The organism is Polaribacter cellanae (assembly GCF_017569185.1).
Classification (GTDB): domain Bacteria; phylum Bacteroidota; class Bacteroidia; order Flavobacteriales; family Flavobacteriaceae; genus Polaribacter; species Polaribacter cellanae.
Window position 1 is genome coordinate 764,321 of sequence record NZ_CP071869.1, and the last position, 18,565, is coordinate 782,885.

The window sequence follows — 18,565 nt, forward strand, 5'->3', positions numbered from 1 at the left end:
ATTTATAGAAATGATTGTTGTTTGACAACAATTTAAAAGATTTTTTATAAAAAGCTAAGTTTCTAAATAATAGATTAAGCTTGTAAAAATGTACATAAGTGTCTCGAAGTTTCGAAAGAAACAAAAGCACAAAGTAATCTACAAATAAAGATTTAAAGCCTTTTTACTACCTTTAATAAAGCTCTAAATGTAACCTTTAAGAAACGCCCAAATTATACCTTATTATCTGGAAGATCTCTAAATGCAGATGGTAAAATATCTGGAATTAATTTTATTAAAAGTGGCAATAATAATGCGCCACCAGGAAGCAAAAATACGGTTAAAGCTGGTATTGCTTTACAAATATCTAACATTTGAATTCGTATTTTTAACTTCTCTTCTACTGTTAATTGTGTATGTGTCGCTTTTTTAATTAAAGCCATCGCTTCTTTACTCTGAAGTAACTCTTGGTGTAACCTCAATTTATTTTTGTGTAGTAAAATTTTAATTTCTTCTACAGTTTTCATTATAATTTCCTACGTTTTCTTTCTGTTTTAATTAAATTTAGCTCTCTACTTGTTTGTCCTGCAACCGAAGTATTTTCTTCTGCACGTCTTATTAGATAAGGCATAACATCTCTTACAGGACCAAATGGAAGGTATTTTGCAACATTGTATCCTTGGTCGGCCAAATTATAACTAATATGATCGCTCATACCAAATAACTGACCAAACCAAAGCCTTTTGTCGTCTTTTTTTATTGCGAATTTGGTTGCTAAATCCATTACTAAATAGGAACTTTCTTCGTTATGAGTTCCTGCGAAAAGTGCCATTTTTTTGTGCTCCATCATATATTCGATGGCTTTATCGTAATTGATATCTGTTGCTGCTTTATTTTCGCAAATTGGAGATGGATATCCTTTTTCCTCTGCTCTTTCTCTTTCTTTTTCCATATAAGCGCCACGAACAACTTTCATACCAATATGAAATCCTTTTTGATGTGCTTTTTGGTGTAAGTCTTTTAAATATTCCAAACGATCGTGTCTATACATTTGAAGTGTATTAAAAACAATTGCCTTTTCTTTATTATAAATTTCCATTAAATCTTCGATAAGATCGTCTGCCGCTTTTTGCATCCAACTTTCTTCTGCATCTATTAATAAAGGTACATCTTTTTTTACAGCCGCTTTACACACTTTATGATAGCGATTAATTACTCTCTCCCACTCTGCTTGCTCTTCTTGTGTAAGTTCTTTTTCTTCAGATATTTTTTGATATAATGCAAAACGCCCAAATCCAGTTGGTTTAAAAACGGCATATGGAATGGAATTCCTTTCTTCACAAAAATTTACAATTTTTAAAATTTTTTCTAAAGCACCATCGAAACTAACCTCTTTATCTTGCCCTTCTACAGAATAGTCTAAAACACTATGTACACTACCATTATTATACATATTATCGATAATTGGCAAGCAATCTTCTTCTGTTACTCCACCACAAAAATGATCGAAAACAGTAGAACGAATTAAACCTTCTATGGGCAAATGTGCCTTTAAAGCAAAGTTGGTTATTACACTACCAATTTTAACCATTGGCTGACTTTGAATCATTTTAAAAAGAAAATAAGCACGTTCTAATTGAGAATCTGTTTTTAAAGCAAAAGCTACTTTTGTATTATCGAAAAGTTTCATTCAGTAATATTTATAGAACAAAGATAGTTTAAGACTACAAATAATTCAATAATTTCTACTTAATTTGCATCTTTAATATTTATAAAATGAAATCCATACAAGCAATTAACTATCCTGTTCATTTTCAGGATAAAGCATATAAAAAAATCTCTAATTTAATTTCTAAAAACAATTACTCTACACTCTTTATTTTGGTTGATGAGAATACTTTTGAGCACTGTTATCCGAAATTTATATCAAATTTAGCTACAAATAAGAAAATTGAAGTGATAGAAATCGAATCTGGAGAAATCAATAAAAATATAGAAACCTGTATTGGTGTTTGGAATGCAATTACCGAACTTGGTGGAGATCGTAAGAGTTTATTAATTACTTTAGGTGGTGGTGTTATTACAGATTTAGGTGGTTTTGTAGCTTCTTGTTTTAAACGTGGAATCGATTTTGTTAACATTCCAACTACATTGTTATCTATGGTTGATGCTTCTGTTGGTGGAAAAACTGGTGTAGATTTAGGTGTTTTAAAAAACCAAATTGGGTTATTTTCGAACCCAGAATTGGTTTTGGTTGATGTGGATTTTTTAACAACAGTTACAGAGCGAGAAATAAAATCTGGAATGGCAGAAATTATTAAATATGGCGTTACTTATGATGCTAAACTATTTAATGAAATAAAGAGAAATAAAGGACTACATATCAAAGATTTAATATTTAGATCTATTGAAATTAAAAATGAAGTTGTTTTACAAGATCCTAAAGAAAAAAACTTACGTAAAATATTAAATTTCGGACATACCATTGGACATGCAATTGAGTCTTTTTACCTAGAATCCGAAGATAAAGAAAACCTAACTCATGGCGAATCTATTGCTATTGGTATGGTGTGTGAAAGTTATATTTCTAACAAACTTTTAAATTTTCCTGAAGAAAAATTAAACGAAATTAAAGAGGTTGTTTTGTCTATTTATGATAAAGTACATCTTTTAAAAGAAGATTTCGCTAAAATTATGGAATTATTAAAACACGATAAGAAAAACATAAATGGACAGGTAAATTTCGTGCTTTTAAATGACTATGAAAACCATAAATTAGACTGTAAAGTTTCTGAAGAGCTAATTGTGGAGAGTATGGAGTTTTATAATTCTTAAAAATAACTTATGACTTATAACTTATGACTTATGACTTATGACTTATGACTTATGACTTATGACTTATGACTTATGACTTATGACTTATGACTTATGACTTATGACTTATGACTTATGACTTATGACTTATGACTTATGACTTATGACAAAATTGAAAAATAATTGGAATATATCAAATAAAAAAGGAGAATTAATTTAAAATTAATTCTCCTTTTTTATGTTGCTTGCTAAAAACGAGTTCTTTTCATTTATTTTAAACAAGCTCTCAAAATTTATTTTCAGTTAAATTCTCTTCACTTTAACAGCATTCATACCACGCATTCCTTTCTCTAATTCGAATGAAACTTTATCGTTTTCTCCAATTTCATCAATTAAACCACTTACGTGCGTAAAGTATTTTTCGTTATTTTCTGTATCGATAATAAAACCGAAACCTTTAGAAGTGTCAAAAAAAGATACTTTTCCTTTTCTAACAGGATCTTCTTCTGGTAAATCTTCTTTTTTAGTTACAGAAATTTCTATGTCTTCTAACTCAACTTCTACTTTTAATTCTGGATCTGGTGGAGTATCTGTTAAATTTCCATTATGATCTACATAGGCAAACTGAATTCCAGTAGACCCATTTTCTTCTTTTTCGGCTTTTCTAGCCTCCATCTTCTTCTGCTTATCTAAACGCTTTTTTAAACGTTTCTTTTCTTTTTCACTTTTACTAAATGTTTGTTGCGATTTTGCCATTAAATTTTAAATAGATTTTTTATTAAGAATTTGTGTAAGTTGAAAATAAATTCAAAAAAAAATCTACTTTAAACAACAAAATATTATCAAGGAGATATTCTCTACACATTACAAAGATAGTACAAATTTAATTTTTTTCAAAATAAAGCTTTGGTAGATATTTTAATTTTTGTAATTATTTAAAAAATAGAAAACACACCTACTTTTTTTAGTATATGCAAAATGCATCTTTAAACTATACAATTGTAAAACACAAAGTTCTTTTGGTATAACCATATACAATCATTACAAGTTTTGTAAAACTAAAAATCTTTTCTTATGCTTGGAAACTAAATAATGTTAATAAATCATTAATTTATTAGTATTATTTTCTTTTTCAATAGTATTACTATTATATTTGCAATCAAATATTTTTACTATGAAAAATTTATTATCTGTTTTAAAAATTTCTGTTCCTGATAAAATTTATATCAAAGACCCAGAAACATCCGATTTAGGAAGGCGAATTGTAGAACATAGTATTTTATTAATTAACAAAATTGGTTTTGAAAGCTTTACATTTAAAAAGTTAGGAGCTAAAATTGGATCCAATGAGAGTTCTATTTACAGATATTTCGAAAGCAAACACAAACTACTACTCTATCTTTCTTCTTGGTATTGGGCTTGGTTAGAATATAAATTAGTTTTAGAAACTTTTAGTATTTCTAATACTGAACAAAAGTTAGAAAAAGCTATTGTAACAGTAACAGAAACTGTAAAAGACGATAGTAAATACTCTCACATTAACGAACCAATTCTATACAAAATTATTGTAAATGAAAGTTCTAAATCTTTTTTAACCAAAGAAGTAGATTATAAAAACAAAGAAGGGTACTTCGAAATTTACAAAAGACTTATTTCTCGTTTAAACGAAATGATATTGGCTGTTAAACCCGACTATAAATTTGGTTTAAGTTTGGCAAGTACAATTTTAGAAGGTGGTTTGCATCAGCATTTTTTGCAAGAACATTTTCCATCAATTACCAATTCTAAAAAAAATAACACACCCACGAAATTTTTTGTTCATTTAGCTAAAACTGCTTTACAGTAAATATGGAAAATAATCAATTAACACCTTGGAAACGATTTATAGGACTCTTAAAATTAGAAAAAAGAGATATTTTTCAAATCTTTTATTATGCAATTTTTGGTGGAATTGTTGCGCTTTCATTACCCTTAGGAATACAGGCGATTATCAATTTAATACAAGGAGCTCAAATTTCTACATCTTGGATAGTATTAGTTGTTTTAGTAACTATTGGAGTTGTATTTTCTGGAGCATTGCAATTAATGCAGTTAAGAATTATAGAAACGATACAGCAACGAATTTTTACAAGAGCATCTTTCGAATTAAGTTATCGTTTTCCAAAAATTAAAATGAATGAATTACTTAAATATTATCCACCAGAATTGGCAAACAGATTTTTCGATACATTAACAATTCAAAAAGGATTATCAAAAATACTAATTGATGTACCAACAGCATTATTACAAATTATTTTTGCATTGATTCTATTATCGTTTTATCATCCATTTTTTATCATATTTGGTATTTTATTATTGCTTTTAATCTATGTGGTTTTTAAATTTACAGCACAAAGAGGTTTAGAAACCAGTCTTTTAGAGTCTAAAAACAAGTATAAAGTTGCACATTGGATTCAAGAAGTGGCTAGAACAATCGTAAGTTTTAAACTTTCTGGAAACACAAGTTTGGCATTAAAAAAGAACGATTTATTAGTAAACAAATATTTAGACGCTCGTGAGAAACACTTTAAAATTCTAATTCTTCAGTTCTCTCAAATGATTGGTTTCAAAGCAATTGTAACTGCAAGTTTATTGTTAATTGGTGGTGCTTTGGTACTAAATCAAGAAATGAATATCGGGCAATTTGTCGCTGCAGAAATTATTATTTTATTGGTAATTGCTTCTGTAGAAAAGTTAATTATTGGCTTAGAGTCTTTTTACGACGTTTTAACTTCTATTGAAAAAATTGGGCAAGTAGTAGATAAGGAATTAGAGCCACAAGAAGGAGAAAAACCTTTATTTAAAAACGGTTTAACTGTAGAATTAGACGAAGTTTCTTACAGTGTCGAAAACAGACAAAAACGTATTTTAAAAGATATTTCTTTAACATTAAATCCTAAAAGTAGAATTTTAGTAATGGGAGAAAGTGGTGCAGGAAAATCGAGTTTATTACGATTATTATCTGGAGTTATCGAGCCAACTTCTGGAAATATTTACATCAACAATTTGTCGTTAAGCAGCTTACAATTAAACCATTATCGTTCTCAATTGGGTTTATCTCTTTCAGATGAAACGCCTTTCGAAGGTACAATTAAAGATAATTTGGTTTTTGGAAATCCAGAAATAGAAGAAAGAATAATTTTTGAAGCTTTGGATACTGTTGGGCTGAATCAGTTTTTAAAAGAACAACCCAATGGATTAGACACTATTATTTACCCAGAAGGAAAACAAATGTCTTTTACAATTGCTAAAAAAATAATTTTAGCGAGAGCAATTATTAAGCAACCAAAAATTATGATTTTAGAAGATCCTTTAGATCAATTTAATTTAGATGAAACTAAGAAAATTATTAGTTATTTAACAGATAGTAAAAGACCTTGGGCATTAATTGTAGTGAGTAGTAAAAAAAGTTGGAGAACCCAATGTAACCAAATAGTTACACTAGAAAAAGGAGAAATTAAATCTATAAAAAACTAATTATGTTAAACATTTCTAACAATCAGTTAAATAAAAAAGTAGATTTAAAACAGTTTAAATCTGGTAAAGAAATTTTTTCCAAAGAATATTATAAAGCATTTAATAAATTCTTGTTAGCCTTTGCTATTATAGGTTTTGTTGTATTGTTTTTGCCTTGGACACAAAATATATCTGGGCAAGGTATTGTAACCACTTTAACCCCAGATCAAAGACCACAATCTATTCAATCGCAAATTCCTGGTAGAATTGAACAATGGTTTGTTCGTGAAGGAGATTATGTAAAAAAAGGAGATACCATTCTTAGAATTTCTGAAATTAAAAGCGAGTATTTCGATAATCGTTTAATTGAAAGAACCAATGAGCAAATTAGTGCAAAAACATCATCTGTAAATGCGTATCAAGGAAAAGTAAAAGCTTTGCAAAGACAGGTTGAAGCATTAAAACAAGAACGTAGTTTAAAGTTGAAGCAAACAAAAAACAAATTATTACAAGCTCATTTAAAAGTACAAAGTGATAGTATTTCCTTTGAAGCTGCAAAAACAAATTTAAACATTGCCCAAAAACAGTTTAACCGAACAGAAACCTTACAAAAAGAAGGCTTAAAAGCAGTCGTAGATGTCGAGCAAAAACGTTTAAAATTACAGGAAACTCAGGCGAAATTAATTGCACAAGAAAATAAATTATTAGCGAGTAAAAACGAGGTTTTAAATGCAAAGTTAGAACTAACAAGAATTGGCGCGACATATACTGATAAAATTTCCAAGGCTCAAAGCGATATGTACACTGCTCAATCTAGTGGTTTCGATGCAAAAGCACAAGTTTCTAAATTGGAAAACAGCAATAGCAATTACAGAGTAAGAAATAGTCTTTTATATATTACAGCTCCACACAATGGCTATATTAATAAAGCCATAAAAGGCGGTATTGGAGGTACTTTTAAAGAAGGAGAATCTTTGGTGGGAATTATGCCAGAAAAGTACGATTTAGCTGTCGAAACCTATGTAAAACCAATAGATTTACCTTTGTTGCATATTGGAGAAAAAGTACGTGTACAGTTTGATGGTTGGCCAGCAATTGTTTTTTCTGGTTGGCCTAATGTTTCTTACGGAACGTATGGTGCAAAAGTGGTTGCGATTGAAAATTTTATTAGCGATAATGGAAAATACAGAGTTTTATTAGCGCCAGATGAAAAAGACCATACTTGGCCAGAAGCGATAAGAGTAGGTTCTGGAGCAAGAACCATTGCATTGCTAGAAGATGTGCAAATTTGGTATGAATTATGGAGACAGCTAAACAGCTTTCCTCCTAACTATTATCAACCAAAAAATGCAGGAAAATATAAATCGAATTCTAAAAAATAATTTAGATGAGAAAATTAATTATATTTTTATTTGTCGTTTCATTTTCATCTTTAAAAGCACAGGAAGAAACCGTTTCTGTAATGACACTTTCTGAATATTTGGGCTATGTAAAAATGTATCATCCAATTGTTAAACAGGCAAATTTAATTCTAAATAATAGTGAAGCTAAATTGCTAAAAGCAAGAGGTTCTTTCGATCCTAAAATTGAAGTAGATTTTGCTAAAAAACAATTTAAAGAAAAAGAATATTACAACAAATTAAATGGCGCATTTAAAATACCAACTTGGTATGGAGTTGAATTTAAAGCCAATTTCGAAAAAAATGATGGCGTGTTTTTGAATCCTGAAAACAACGTTCCTTTAGATGGTTTATACAGTGCAGGAGTTTCGGTTTCTTTAGCAAGAGGTTTATTAACTAACCAAAGAATGGCCTCTTTAAAACAAGCAAAGTATTTTTTAGAACAGGCAAAAGAAGACCAACAAATAATGGTAAACAATATTTTATACGATGCGTCTCTCGCTTATTTTAATTGGTTAAAAACCTATAATGAAAAAAGAGTTTACGACGATTTTTTAAACAATGCAAAAATTCGTTTTAAAGGAACAAAAAGAGCTTTCCAAGAAGGTGAAAAACCTGCAATAGACACCTTAGAAGCAGGAATTACCTTAAATACAAGAAAATTAAATTTAGAAAAAGCACGTATTAAATTAATAAAAGCGTCTTTAGAATTGTCTAATTTTTTATGGTTGAATGAAAACACTCCAATTGAATTGAAAGAAAATATAATTCCGGATTTGAATACTTTTAATACAATTGACAAAACCTTTAATATTGCGCTTTTTAATAATGAAAATTTTGACATAGAAAATCATCCTAAGATAAAGTCTTTAGAATTTAAGATTAAAAGTTTAGACATAGACAGGCGTTTAAAAATGAACAATCTATTACCAAAAATAGACTTGCAATACAATTTTATTTCTCAAAATGGAAATCAAATAAATTCGTTTAACAACAATAATTACAAAGCAGGAATCAATTTTAGTATGCCTTTATTTATAAGAAAAGAGCGTGGAGATTTAAAGCTTTCCAAAATTAAATTACAAGACAAAAAACTAGAAAGCGAAACTGCAAAAGTGGTTATTAAAAATAAGATTGATGCCATTCAGCAAGAACTTAATTCATTTATAATTCAGAGTAATTTTACAGCAAATATTGTAAGAGATTACGAGGTTTTGTTAAAAGCTGAAGAACGCAAGTTCTTCTTAGGAGAAAGCTCACTTTTTTTAGTGAATTACAGAGAAGAAAAATATATCGACTCTAAATTAAAAGCGATTAGCTTAGAAAATTCTTTCTTTAAATCGAAAGCGACTTTGTTTAAAGAAGCAGTAATTAAAGTTTTTTAACGGTTTATTTATTCGAAATACATGTTCAATGTTCAATATTCAAAGTTCTGGGTAAAAATTTCACTAAAAAAACTTTTGCGTCTTTGCGACTTTGCGTTTAAAAATTAATCAGATAGATATCAAAGAAAACAAAGTCAATCTTTACACGAAAATAACCAGGGATGTTCAATGTGAAAAAGTTTAAAGTTCTGGGTAGAAGTTTTGCGTAAAAGACTCTGCGACTTTGCGTCTTTGCGTCTTTGCGTTTAAAACTAATCACATAGAAATCAAAGTAAATCTTTGCACGAAAATATGTTCGATATTTAAAATTCTCTGTGGAAGTTTTACGTTAAAATATGCTCAAAGTTTAAAGTTCAATATTCAAAGTTCTGGGTAAAAATTTCACTTAAAAAAACTTTTGCGACTTTGCGTTTAAAAATTAATCTTCATCTTCTAATGTAAAAAAATCATTCACTGGAATTTTAAAAATATTCGACAATTTTAAAGCCAAAACAGTAGATGGAACATACCTATTCTTCTCAATAGAATTAATGGTTTGTCTAGAAACCCCCATCTTTTTAGCCAAATCTTCTTGCGTTAAATCTAAAATGGCACGTTGTACTTTTAGGGTATTTTTCATCTTATTTATTCATTCTTTTTAATTGCCAAAAAACCATTAATTGAACAACTAACATATAAAACAATACTTAAAAATAACTAAAACTCTCCATTGTTCCATTTTTATCGAAAAGTAAATCTACTCCATAATTTATAAAAGGTTGTAATAATGAGTATAAAATACCCAATATAAAAGCAATTCTATAAGATTGAGACCTTAAACTTTCTATAAATTCATCTTCAATTTTATCTTTGGAAATAGAAATTAATAACATTCCAAAAAGTATAAAACCTCTTAATGCTGGTTTTACCCAAGAAGGCTCTTCAAAAAGTTTTTGAACAATCATTAAAATAAAAACTCCAAAAAGTAAAATAATATCCTACCTTTTTAAGTTTATGAGATAATTGGAATTTGTTCATTTTCTCGATATAACTTCTTTCTCTTTCACAAAATGGTTTGTTTCGACATTTTATTTGTTTTACAATTAGATATGTTTATTTTACATAAAGACAAGTATAGTTTACATTTTGTAATTTCACAAGTTTTTTTATTACTTTTATTGAAATCAATTAACAAAACCTTTTTATTATGACAACAAAAACGAACAAACCAAGTACAACTTTTTGGATAATTGGTGTACTTGCACTTTTATGGAATCTTATGGGTGTAAGCGCTTATTTATACCAAGCTTTTGCAACAGAAGAAATGATTGCAAAATTACCTGAACAACAACAAGCAGAATTTTTAATAGAACACCCAGCTTGGTTAACAGCACTCTTTGCGCTTGCTGTTTTTGGAGGATTCTTAGGATGTATTCTCTTTCTTGCAAGAAAAAAAATGGCCTATTATTTATTTTTTATTTCTGGAATTTGTGCTACAATTCAACAAATTTACCTTCTAACAACCCTAGATACGTTAAGCATTGTAATGCCAATAATGATAATTATAATATGTATTTGCCTAATTTGGTACTCTAAGAAATGTATTGCAGATGGTATTTTAAAGTAAAACAAGCCTTTTTTAATTTCTCTATGATAAAAAAATGTAAAAAAGAATTTACATTATTACGTCTTTCATACTGAGGTAATTTAAACCTTTGTTGTAATTATTTAACAATCAGGTGGTTTAAAAACAATATTCTTGTTGTAAATTATTGATATTCAAGAATCTATTTAAAACGATTCGCTAAATAAAAATAATTTTATTGCTTTTATCTTTCAAAAAAAGTACATTTGTAGAAACAAAAAAGAAATATTTTATTATGAAAAAATTATTTTTATCTTTAACAGTTGTACTATTTACAATTGTTAGTGCAAATGCTCAAAAAGATCATGGAGCTATTAAAAAAGGGCAATTTCAAGTTGAAATTAATACTGGAGCAAATTCTGTAGGCGCAACAGGTTTTTCTTTATCAACCAGTAATGGAAATACTGCTTGGTCAGTTGGTGCAGAAGGATCTTATTTTGTTCTTGACAATTTAGGTATTAAGGTAGGGTTAGGATATACATCTTTAGGCTCTGATCAAAATGTTTTTAACTACAAAGTTGGTGCAAAATATTATATTGCAAATCAATTTCCTGTTGGTGTAGATTTTACAGGAGCTTCTGCTAAAAATAACAGCGTAAATTGGGTTGGTATTCAAGGTGGTTATGCTTTGTTTCTTACAGATAATTTAAGCATAGAGCCAACCATAAGATTTAATACTTCTACAGATACTGCTAAAGCTAGTAACTTTTTTCAAGGTTTAATTGGTTTTGCGTACCACTTTTAAATTCGTAAATTTTTAAATTCTGTATAAAATCTCTGTAAGAATTTTTCTTACAGAGATTTTTTTTCTTCAAAGTAAAAACGCTATTTCCCCTAAAATACTTATACCTTTAGGTGCAAAACACTATCATCATATTTTACACTTAAATGTGGTTTAAAACTCATACAAAACACACAAAAACTCAGCAACACAGGCTGGCTTTTCTTGTCCTTTAATTTCTATCAAGCAAGAAAACGTTATTTTAATTCCGTTATTTTCTAAATCTTCAATTTCTTTTACTTCAGCCAACATTCTTAATTGACTATTTACAGGAACAGGGTTTGGAAAACGGACTTTATTCAGCCCATAATTTAAGCCCATTTTTATATTTTTTATTAAAAATAAATCTTCTAATAATTTAGAAATCATTGCAACAGACATAAATCCGTGTGCGATTGTACTTTTAAAAGGAGATGCTGTTTTAGCTCTGTTTTCATCTACATGAATCCACTGTTTATCTAACGTTGCGTTTGCAAAATCGTTAATCATTTCTTGTGTAACTGTATACCAATTTCCAACTGGTAACTGTTTACCAATCATAGCTTTAAACTCCTTAAAGTTTTCAAATTCTAATGGTTTCATACACTAACTTTTAGTAAATAAATCGTCTTTAATTTTAGGTAATTCCAAGTTAAATTTTACAGCAACAGCTCGAATAATTATAACTACAGAAGCAGAAATTATAAAGTTTATATTTTCTGGGATTATCGTAAATTGATAAACTAACAAATAAATAATTCCACCCGCTAAACATGCAGATGCATATATTTCTTTCTCGAAAATTAAAGGTACTTTATTCGTTAAAACATCTCTTAAAACACCACCAAAAACTGCAGAAGTCATTCCCATAATTAACGCAATAATTGGGTGAAGATTATAGGAAAGTCCTTTTTCTAAACCCAATAAGGTAAACACGCCCAAACCAACAGTATCAAACAAAAACATGGTTTTGCTTAAATACGCAATTTTACTTTTAAACAAAAAAGTAAATAGTACAGCTGTAAAAATGGTGTATAAATAATTTAAATCCCCAATCCAGTTTATTGGATGTGCGTTTATTAAAACGTCACGCAACATACCACCACCAACAGCAGTAACAAAAGCGATAATAATTACCCCAAAAATATCGAGTTTTTTATCTAAAGCAACCAAAGCACCACTAACAGCAAATGCAAAAGTTCCTAAAATATCTAATACGTAAATTACACTCATTTAAACTTTAAGTTCTGTAAATTTTATGTTTAAATCTTTCTGAATTTCGTGGATTCTTTCCAATTCACTTGGTAGAATAAACGCAATTGAATTTCCGGTTTTTCCAGCTCTGGCTGTTCTACCACTTCTATGTGTATAATATTCTAACTGTTCTGGTAATTGATGATGAATGATAAACTCTAAACCTCGTACATCTATTCCTCTGGCAGAAACATCTGTAGAAATTAAATATTGCACACTTTCATTTTTAAAAGCTCTCATTGCTTTTTCGCGGTCTCTTTGTTGCATATCTCCTTCCAAAGCAGCCACAGAAAAACCTTCCTCTTTTAATTGATTGTATAAATTCTGAACACCTAATTTTGTTCTACAGAAAATAATTCCTCTTTCTGTTCCTCTTTTTTCGATATAAGAAATAATATCGTTTGTTTTTTGTTTGATTGAAGTTCTAACATATTGGTGTCTAATATTTTCGTTTACCAAAGAGTTTCTGTTAATTTCTACTCTTGGAGCGTTAGAATCCATATAGGTTTTAATAATTCGCTGAATTTCATCTGGCATTGTTGCAGAAAAAAGCCATGTATTTCTTTCTCCAGTGGTAAACTTTAAAATTCGGTTTAAATCTTGTTTAAAACCCATAGAAAGCATTTCATCTGCTTCATCTAGAACCAAGGTTTTTATATTGCTAATATCTATTTCTCCACGTTCAATTAAATCGACTAATCTTCCAGGAGTTGCAATTACAACATGGGTTTTTCTTTTTAATTTCCCAATTTGAATATCAATCTTTTCGCCACCAAAAACAGCTTCCAAAAAGATTTTTTCGCTACAGTATTTTGTATATTTAAAAAGTTGCTTTTTTATTTGTTGCACCAGTTCTCTTGTAGGAGATAAAATTAGAGCCTGAATTTCATCTTTATCTGCATCAATGGCATGTAAGATTGGCAAACCAAAAGCAGCAGTTTTACCAGTTCCTGTTTGTGCCAAACCTACAAAATCGGTTTTTGAATTTAATAAAATAGGAATTGCTTTTTCTTGAATTTCTGAAGGGACTTTAATTCCCAATTCTTTTAATCCTTGAAGGTATTCTTTCTTAATTCCTAACTCTAAAAATGTAGACATAATAAATCTTTCTAATATATTTTGCAAAGATACTTTTATTAAAATTTAAAGACACAGATTTCACAAATTTACACGAATAAAATTATATCTTTTATAAGATCTAATGTTTTAAGAAATTTTTTTGCCACAAATTCACGAGTTTTCTACAAGGTTTAAAAAACTTTGTAGGTATTTATTTAGGACTATTTGTATCAATTTATACATTTAAACCTACAAGGTCAAAAAAGACCTTGCAGGAGAAAAAAACAATTAGATTTTAAAAATTAGTGAAATCCGTGTCACTTTTTTAGCATACAGTTTTGAGCAATTAAAAAAAATCATATCTATTTTTTTAACACACAAACTATCAACAGTCAAAATCCTAAAAATCCGTGAAATCTGAGTCACCTTTTTAAATACCCAGTTTTTGTGTAATTAGAGAAATAAGTATCTACTTTTCAGCATACAAAACCCCCAAAACTTCTTCTCGAATTCTTACAGGTTTATAAGTCTTAACATCCAACATTCCCCAAACCGTTTTTGCTTTTACCAATAATTCTTCACCTTTATAAAACTCCATCAAACGTTCCGATTTAAAACCTCTGGTCTCTCCTACCCAGGTTTTAACAGTAATTTCATCATCCAAAACTGCTTGTTTTAAATATTCTATTTCGTGTTTTAGAACTACCCAAATATATTGTTGCAAAGGATTTTCTTTGGTTAAAAAAGACCAATGTTCAAAAGCGACAGTATCCATCCATTTTACATACACCACATTGTTTACATGATTTAAATCGTCTAAATCTTTTGATGTTACTTTTAATTTATATTCAAAAACAGACTTCATACTTCAATTTTTTGCAAACTTAGAAATTTTAATAAGCATATAATAATAATTGATGTTTCAATTTAGATAAAACAGTTTATAATTACGTTCTTTGCACTCTCTTATGAATAAATTAGCAAGCGACTTAGGCACCGAAAAAATTAGCAAATTATTGATTAAACAAGCAGTTCCTGCAACCATTGGAATTCTTGTAATGTCTTTAAATATGATTGTAGACACCATTTTTGTAGGACAATGGATTGGTGTTTTGGCAATTGCAGCAATTACTGTGGTTTTACCTATTGCATTTTTAATTTCTTCCATTGGAATGGGAATTGGAATTGGAGGAAGTTCTATCATATCTAGAGCTTTAGGTGCAAATAAACCTGAAAAAGCTTTTTTAACGTTTGGAAACCAGATTTGTTTAACTGTTATACTTGCCATTCTTTTTGTAACTCTTGGAAACATTTTTAGCGTTCCTATTTTGAATTTATTTGGCGCAAAAGGAGCTATTTTACCAATTGCATCCGAATATTTTGGTGTAATTATTTATGGAGTTCCTTTTTTAGCGTTTGCAATGATGGGAAATCCAGTAATTCGTGCCGAAGGAAAACCAAAATTTGCGATGTATGCAATGATGGTTCCAGCAGTTTTAAATGTGGTTTTAGACATATTATTTATAAAAGTTTTCGATTGGGGAATGTATGGAGCGGGTTTGGCTACTTCTTTATCTTATGCCAGTTGTGGCTTATATATTTTGTATTTCTTTTTATCGTCTAAAAGTGAATTAAAAATAATTCCGAAAAACTTTAAATTAGATTTTAAAATTGTACGAGAAATTGTTGAATTAGGTGGAGTTTCTGTCGTAAGACAAGGCGCAATTAGCATTTTAATGATTGTTTTAAACTACTCTCTTTTTATATATGGAGGCGAAATTTCTATAGCGGTTTTCGGGATTATAAACAGAGTAATGATGTTTGCATTATCGCCAGTTTTAGGAGTTTCTCAAGGATTTTTACCAGTTGCTGGTTTTAATATTGGGGCAGAAAAAAACGACAGAGTTAAAGAAACTATTAAAAAGTCTATTTATTTTGGTTCTATTATAGGAACAATTATTTTTATTGGAATTGTTATTTTTAAAGAACAAATTATCTGGATTTTTACCAACGATACAACATTGTTAGACAAAACTCCAAACGCAATGCTCATCGTATTTTTAGTCACACCCATTGTAACGATGCAATTAATTGGAGCTGCCTATTTTCAAGCCGCAGGAAAAGCAATGCCAGCATTATTTTTAACACTTTTAAAACAGGGAATTTTCTTGATTCCATTGGCTTATTTTTTACCTATGTATTATGGTGTAAATGGAGTTTGGTGGTCTTTTCCAATTGCAGATACGTTATCTACAATTATTACGATTATCGTTTTAAAAAGTGAAGTGGATAAAAATCTCCAATAGATTTTCTTCTTTTTGTTAATATCCTTTTAATAAAATAGTTTTCTTTTTGTGTTTTAAGTTAAATTTATGACTAATTTAGTAAATTAAACTAATTATTAATTTTGAAATGATTGTTTCAAACCTATGTCAAAAAACACATCTTTTAATAAAGTGAAAATTTTGAATAAAGTTACCACACTTTTTCATTCAAAAGGTTATTGTGCAACTTCTATGCAAGACATTGTTGAAGCGAGTACCCTAAACAGGTCTAGTATTTACAATACGTTTGGCAGTAAATTAGAATTGTTTATAGCGTGTTTTGATTCTTGCGAAACAAAATACAGAAGAGACATTCAAAAAATAATAATGGCGTCTACCAATCCGTTAAAATCAGTTCGACAAATTTTAGAACTCTCTATTAATAAAAGTATTAATGGTTATTTAATTCCGAATTATATTTCTGAAATTAAAAATAAAGAACCCAAAATTAGTAGATTGATTGATAACCAACAAGCATATTTTGTAGATTTATTTGAAGATATTGTAAAAAGAGGGCAAGGTTTGGGTTCTATAAACAACAGTAAATCCAGTAAACAGTATGCAAATTACTTATTAACTTCTTACCAAGGTTTGCAAATAATGAAAAGCTTCCCTGAAAATGATTATAAGCTACAAAATGTAATTTACGACATAATTTCTGTGATAGAATAAGTTGTTTAAAACTGAAACAATCGTTCTAAATATATATTAATTTTAAAATTTAAATAATTCGTTCTCCGTTTAAATTTGTCGTTAAAATATCGCTAAATAAATTAAAAAACGGACGTAAAGCTCTAAAACTTTTGTCTACTTCTTGCACAAAATTAGGAGACAACACTTCTTTATCTGTAAAATTTTTAGTGGCAATAAATCCTTTTTTACGTAACAAATCTACATCTGGATGTTCCTTATCAAAACCTCTTGGAGCTGTTTTTAATTCGCTAAAACTTTCGAATTTTCCACCAAAATGTTTTTTGTAATTCTTCTCTTCTAAAATGTCTTTTATTTCGGAAGCATCTAATTCAATTTCTTTACGAATTCGGAATAAATCTTCTTTACTCGGTTCCCAAAATCCGCCCGCTAAAAAAGACTCTCCTGGTCTAATCCTTAGAAAATAACCACCTCTTAATTCTTTTCCTAATCTCGAATAGGAATTTGCAAAATGTGCTTTGTAAGGAGTTTTGTCTTTAGAAAAACGAACATCTCTATAAATACGCATCATTTTAGATGTCTCTATTTCGTCGTGTTTTTGAAGATTTAGATGGATTTCTGCAAATACATCCTTAGTATTTTGTTGTGCTTTTAAATAGGTTTCTTTATGTTCTGCAAACCAATCTCTGTCGTTGTTCTTTTTTAAATTTTCTAAATATTGGAGCGTAGATTTTTCGATTTGCATTTTACAAAAATTTTAGATGTTAAATTTACGAATATTTATATAGAAAATAGATTGAAAAAAAAGTAAAAAAGACACAGATTTCACAGATTATGTAGATTTTAAAAAATCTAACAATTTTTTAGTTTGTTAATTTATAAAAAATAATTGGATGGTATTTTAAAATTCAAGAATTGTAAAGTTTTAATGCTGTAACTTTGTTAGGTTCATATCAATAATTAATGCACGAAAAAACAACAAAAATTCAGAATAGATATGATGGTTTTCTACAAACAAATGGTTTGTGGAATAATAAAGTTATTTATGGTTTAAATCAATTTTATATTGAAAATACATCTGTAAAAATAAATATTGAAATCAATGAAAAATTACGGCTTGGAAAATATATAGAACGTTTTGTTTCTTTCCAAATCGCTCAAGAAAAAAACATTGAAATTCTTGCAGAAAACATCCAAATTCAACAAGAAAAAAGAACTTTAGGTGAATTGGATTGTATTCTTCTAAAAGATGGTAAACCAATTCATTTAGAAGTTATTTATAAATTCTACTTATATGATGCTTCTATTGGAACTTCAGAAATTAACCATTTTATTGGTCCGAATAGAAAAGATTCTTTAATAGAAAAACTTACAAAACTCAAAGAAAAGCAATTGCCACTGCTCTACTCTAATGAATGTGCATCTTTTTTGAAAACGATCAACTTAAAACCTAATGAAATAGAACAGCAAGTTTATTTTAAAGCACAATTATTTGTTCCTTTTTCAGATAGAAATATCAACTTAAAACAACTAAACAATAATTGCATTGCTGGGTTTTATAGCAATACAAAAGAATTATATCAATTTAAAGACTGTAAATTTTACATTCCCCATAAAAAAGATTGGTTGCTAATTCCTCATACAAATATAAAATGGCTCAATTTTAAGGATTTTAAAAAAAATTCTACTGAGTATTTAGAAAGACAATTTGCTCCACTCTGTTGGCTTAAAAAAACAAATGGAGAAATGGAAAAGTTCTTTTTGGTTTGGTGGAGTTAAAATGACTGATGATTTTATGACTTAAGATCACTTAATAGGAT

20 protein-coding genes are annotated in these 18,565 nt (G+C 28.7%); 10 read left to right on the top strand and 10 right to left on the bottom strand.

The annotated features are described in order from the left end of the window. Positions 1-212: 212 nt before the first annotated feature. Positions 213-506: an LETM1 domain-containing protein gene (locus tag J3359_RS03530; protein ID WP_208079371.1), complete on the bottom strand. Its 294-nt coding sequence runs from the start codon at positions 504-506 to the stop codon at positions 213-215. Then, positions 506-1,669: a proline dehydrogenase family protein gene (locus J3359_RS03535; protein ID WP_208079372.1), complete on the bottom strand. Its 1,164-nt coding sequence runs from the start codon at positions 1,667-1,669 to the stop codon at positions 506-508. The genes J3359_RS03530 and J3359_RS03535 overlap by 1 nt, the downstream gene beginning before the upstream one ends. 86 nt (positions 1,670-1,755) lie before the next feature. On the opposite strand from J3359_RS03535, the gene aroB reads away from it, so the two are divergent. Further along, complete coding sequence (gene aroB / locus J3359_RS03540; protein WP_208079373.1) at positions 1,756-2,814, top strand: 3-dehydroquinate synthase; 1,059 nt, start codon at positions 1,756-1,758, stop codon at positions 2,812-2,814. A gap of 282 nt (positions 2,815-3,096) precedes the next feature. Here the strand turns inward: aroB and J3359_RS03545 are convergent, their stop codons facing one another. Then, on the bottom strand, positions 3,097-3,549 hold the full coding sequence (locus J3359_RS03545; protein ID WP_208079374.1) for a cold-shock protein: 453 nt from the start codon (positions 3,547-3,549) through the stop codon (positions 3,097-3,099). 418 nt (positions 3,550-3,967) lie between these two features. Here J3359_RS03545 and J3359_RS03550 point away from each other — a divergent pair, with 418 nt between their 5' ends. Genes J3359_RS03550 through J3359_RS03565 form a run of 4 tightly spaced genes read left to right on the top strand, consistent with a single transcriptional unit; the run spans position 3,968 to position 9,073 of the window. After that, complete coding sequence (locus J3359_RS03550) at positions 3,968-4,639, top strand: TetR/AcrR family transcriptional regulator (protein ID WP_208079375.1); 672 nt, start codon at positions 3,968-3,970, stop codon at positions 4,637-4,639. Positions 4,640-4,641: 2 nt separating this feature from the next. Then, entirely contained in the window at positions 4,642-6,309 is a 1,668-nt protein-coding gene (locus J3359_RS03555) for a peptidase domain-containing ABC transporter (protein ID WP_208079376.1), read from the top strand. A gap of 2 nt (positions 6,310-6,311) precedes the next feature. Beyond that, positions 6,312-7,670: an HlyD family secretion protein gene (locus J3359_RS03560; protein WP_208079377.1), complete on the top strand. Its 1,359-nt coding sequence runs from the start codon at positions 6,312-6,314 to the stop codon at positions 7,668-7,670. Between the two features lie 5 nt (positions 7,671-7,675). Continuing rightward, entirely contained in the window at positions 7,676-9,073 is a 1,398-nt protein-coding gene (locus J3359_RS03565) for a TolC family protein (protein WP_208079378.1), read from the top strand. Between the two features lie 418 nt (positions 9,074-9,491). Here J3359_RS03565 and J3359_RS03570 read toward each other — a convergent pair whose 3' ends face one another. Then, positions 9,492-9,692 carry a helix-turn-helix transcriptional regulator gene (locus tag J3359_RS03570; RefSeq protein WP_208079379.1) on the bottom strand — a complete coding sequence of 67 codons (201 nt, stop codon included), beginning with the start codon at positions 9,690-9,692 and terminating at the stop codon, positions 9,492-9,494. A 67-nt stretch (positions 9,693-9,759) separates the two neighbouring features. After that, on the bottom strand, positions 9,760-10,017 hold the full coding sequence (locus J3359_RS03575) for a hypothetical protein (RefSeq protein WP_208079380.1): 258 nt from the start codon (positions 10,015-10,017) through the stop codon (positions 9,760-9,762). Positions 10,018-10,259: 242 nt separating this feature from the next. Here J3359_RS03575 and J3359_RS03580 point away from each other — a divergent pair, with 242 nt between their 5' ends. Both J3359_RS03580 and J3359_RS03585 read left to right on the top strand, forming a co-directional pair. Further along, positions 10,260-10,679 (top strand): hypothetical protein, encoded by a 420-nt coding sequence (locus J3359_RS03580; RefSeq protein WP_208079381.1) that lies wholly within the window; start codon positions 10,260-10,262, stop codon positions 10,677-10,679. Between the two features lie 253 nt (positions 10,680-10,932). Then, on the top strand, positions 10,933-11,442 hold the full coding sequence (locus tag J3359_RS03585; protein WP_208079382.1) for a hypothetical protein: 510 nt from the start codon (positions 10,933-10,935) through the stop codon (positions 11,440-11,442). A gap of 150 nt (positions 11,443-11,592) precedes the next feature. Here the strand turns inward: J3359_RS03585 and J3359_RS03590 are convergent, their stop codons facing one another. The 4 genes from J3359_RS03590 to J3359_RS03605 all read right to left on the bottom strand — a co-directional run bounded on the left by J3359_RS03590 (position 11,593) and on the right by J3359_RS03605 (position 14,635). Next, positions 11,593-12,060, bottom strand: coding sequence for a MaoC family dehydratase (locus J3359_RS03590; RefSeq protein ID WP_208079383.1), 468 nt, complete (start codon positions 12,058-12,060; stop codon positions 11,593-11,595). A gap of 3 nt (positions 12,061-12,063) precedes the next feature. Continuing rightward, entirely contained in the window at positions 12,064-12,690 is a 627-nt protein-coding gene (locus J3359_RS03595) for a trimeric intracellular cation channel family protein (protein ID WP_208079384.1), read from the bottom strand. Further along, the gene (locus J3359_RS03600; protein ID WP_208079385.1) at positions 12,691-13,809 is read right to left on the bottom strand and encodes a DEAD/DEAH box helicase; all 1,119 of its coding nucleotides are present in this window, start codon (positions 13,807-13,809) and stop codon (positions 12,691-12,693) included. It lies immediately after the preceding gene. A gap of 430 nt (positions 13,810-14,239) precedes the next feature. Beyond that, a complete protein-coding gene (locus J3359_RS03605) occupies positions 14,240-14,635 on the bottom strand; it encodes an acyl-CoA thioesterase (protein WP_208079386.1) in 396 nt (131 codons plus the stop codon). A gap of 103 nt (positions 14,636-14,738) precedes the next feature. Here J3359_RS03605 and J3359_RS03610 point away from each other — a divergent pair, with 103 nt between their 5' ends. Together J3359_RS03610 and J3359_RS03615 are read left to right on the top strand one after the other, a co-directional pair. Then, entirely contained in the window at positions 14,739-16,076 is a 1,338-nt protein-coding gene (locus tag J3359_RS03610; protein WP_208079387.1) for an MATE family efflux transporter, read from the top strand. 123 nt (positions 16,077-16,199) lie between these two features. Continuing rightward, positions 16,200-16,766: a TetR/AcrR family transcriptional regulator gene (locus J3359_RS03615; protein WP_208079388.1), complete on the top strand. Its 567-nt coding sequence runs from the start codon at positions 16,200-16,202 to the stop codon at positions 16,764-16,766. Between the two features lie 49 nt (positions 16,767-16,815). On the opposite strand, the gene J3359_RS03620 is transcribed toward J3359_RS03615, so the two are convergent. Further along, on the bottom strand, positions 16,816-17,490 hold the full coding sequence (locus tag J3359_RS03620) for a DUF2461 domain-containing protein (protein ID WP_208079389.1): 675 nt from the start codon (positions 17,488-17,490) through the stop codon (positions 16,816-16,818). Between the two features lie 218 nt (positions 17,491-17,708). Here J3359_RS03620 and J3359_RS03625 point away from each other — a divergent pair, with 218 nt between their 5' ends. Continuing rightward, positions 17,709-18,524 (top strand): DUF1853 family protein, encoded by an 816-nt coding sequence (locus J3359_RS03625; RefSeq protein ID WP_208079390.1) that lies wholly within the window; start codon positions 17,709-17,711, stop codon positions 18,522-18,524. Positions 18,525-18,565 lie beyond the last annotated feature (41 nt).

What these genes read in the sequence shown, in the direction of transcription:
- J3359_RS03530 (WP_208079371.1), bottom strand. Translation starts at nt 506, where the DNA reads ATGAAAACTGTAGAAGAAATTAAAATTTTACTACACAAAAATAAATTG.
- J3359_RS03535 (WP_208079372.1), bottom strand. Translation starts at nt 1,669, where the DNA reads ATGAAACTTTTCGATAATACAAAAGTAGCTTTTGCTTTAAAAACAGAT.
- aroB (WP_208079373.1), top strand. Translation starts at nt 1,756, where the DNA reads ATGAAATCCATACAAGCAATTAACTATCCTGTTCATTTTCAGGATAAA.
- J3359_RS03545 (WP_208079374.1), bottom strand. Translation starts at nt 3,549, where the DNA reads ATGGCAAAATCGCAACAAACATTTAGTAAAAGTGAAAAAGAAAAGAAA.
- J3359_RS03550 (WP_208079375.1), top strand. Translation starts at nt 3,968, where the DNA reads ATGAAAAATTTATTATCTGTTTTAAAAATTTCTGTTCCTGATAAAATT.
- J3359_RS03555 (WP_208079376.1), top strand. Translation starts at nt 4,642, where the DNA reads ATGGAAAATAATCAATTAACACCTTGGAAACGATTTATAGGACTCTTA.
- J3359_RS03560 (WP_208079377.1), top strand. Translation starts at nt 6,312, where the DNA reads ATGTTAAACATTTCTAACAATCAGTTAAATAAAAAAGTAGATTTAAAA.
- J3359_RS03565 (WP_208079378.1), top strand. Translation starts at nt 7,676, where the DNA reads ATGAGAAAATTAATTATATTTTTATTTGTCGTTTCATTTTCATCTTTA.
- J3359_RS03570 (WP_208079379.1), bottom strand. Translation starts at nt 9,692, where the DNA reads ATGAAAAATACCCTAAAAGTACAACGTGCCATTTTAGATTTAACGCAA.
- J3359_RS03575 (WP_208079380.1), bottom strand. Translation starts at nt 10,017, where the DNA reads ATGATTGTTCAAAAACTTTTTGAAGAGCCTTCTTGGGTAAAACCAGCA.
- J3359_RS03580 (WP_208079381.1), top strand. Translation starts at nt 10,260, where the DNA reads ATGACAACAAAAACGAACAAACCAAGTACAACTTTTTGGATAATTGGT.
- J3359_RS03585 (WP_208079382.1), top strand. Translation starts at nt 10,933, where the DNA reads ATGAAAAAATTATTTTTATCTTTAACAGTTGTACTATTTACAATTGTT.
- J3359_RS03590 (WP_208079383.1), bottom strand. Translation starts at nt 12,060, where the DNA reads ATGAAACCATTAGAATTTGAAAACTTTAAGGAGTTTAAAGCTATGATT.
- J3359_RS03595 (WP_208079384.1), bottom strand. Translation starts at nt 12,690, where the DNA reads ATGAGTGTAATTTACGTATTAGATATTTTAGGAACTTTTGCATTTGCT.
- J3359_RS03600 (WP_208079385.1), bottom strand. Translation starts at nt 13,809, where the DNA reads ATGTCTACATTTTTAGAGTTAGGAATTAAGAAAGAATACCTTCAAGGA.
- J3359_RS03605 (WP_208079386.1), bottom strand. Translation starts at nt 14,635, where the DNA reads ATGAAGTCTGTTTTTGAATATAAATTAAAAGTAACATCAAAAGATTTA.
- J3359_RS03610 (WP_208079387.1), top strand. Translation starts at nt 14,739, where the DNA reads ATGAATAAATTAGCAAGCGACTTAGGCACCGAAAAAATTAGCAAATTA.
- J3359_RS03615 (WP_208079388.1), top strand. Translation starts at nt 16,200, where the DNA reads ATGTCAAAAAACACATCTTTTAATAAAGTGAAAATTTTGAATAAAGTT.
- J3359_RS03620 (WP_208079389.1), bottom strand. Translation starts at nt 17,490, where the DNA reads ATGCAAATCGAAAAATCTACGCTCCAATATTTAGAAAATTTAAAAAAG.
- J3359_RS03625 (WP_208079390.1), top strand. Translation starts at nt 17,709, where the DNA reads ATGCACGAAAAAACAACAAAAATTCAGAATAGATATGATGGTTTTCTA.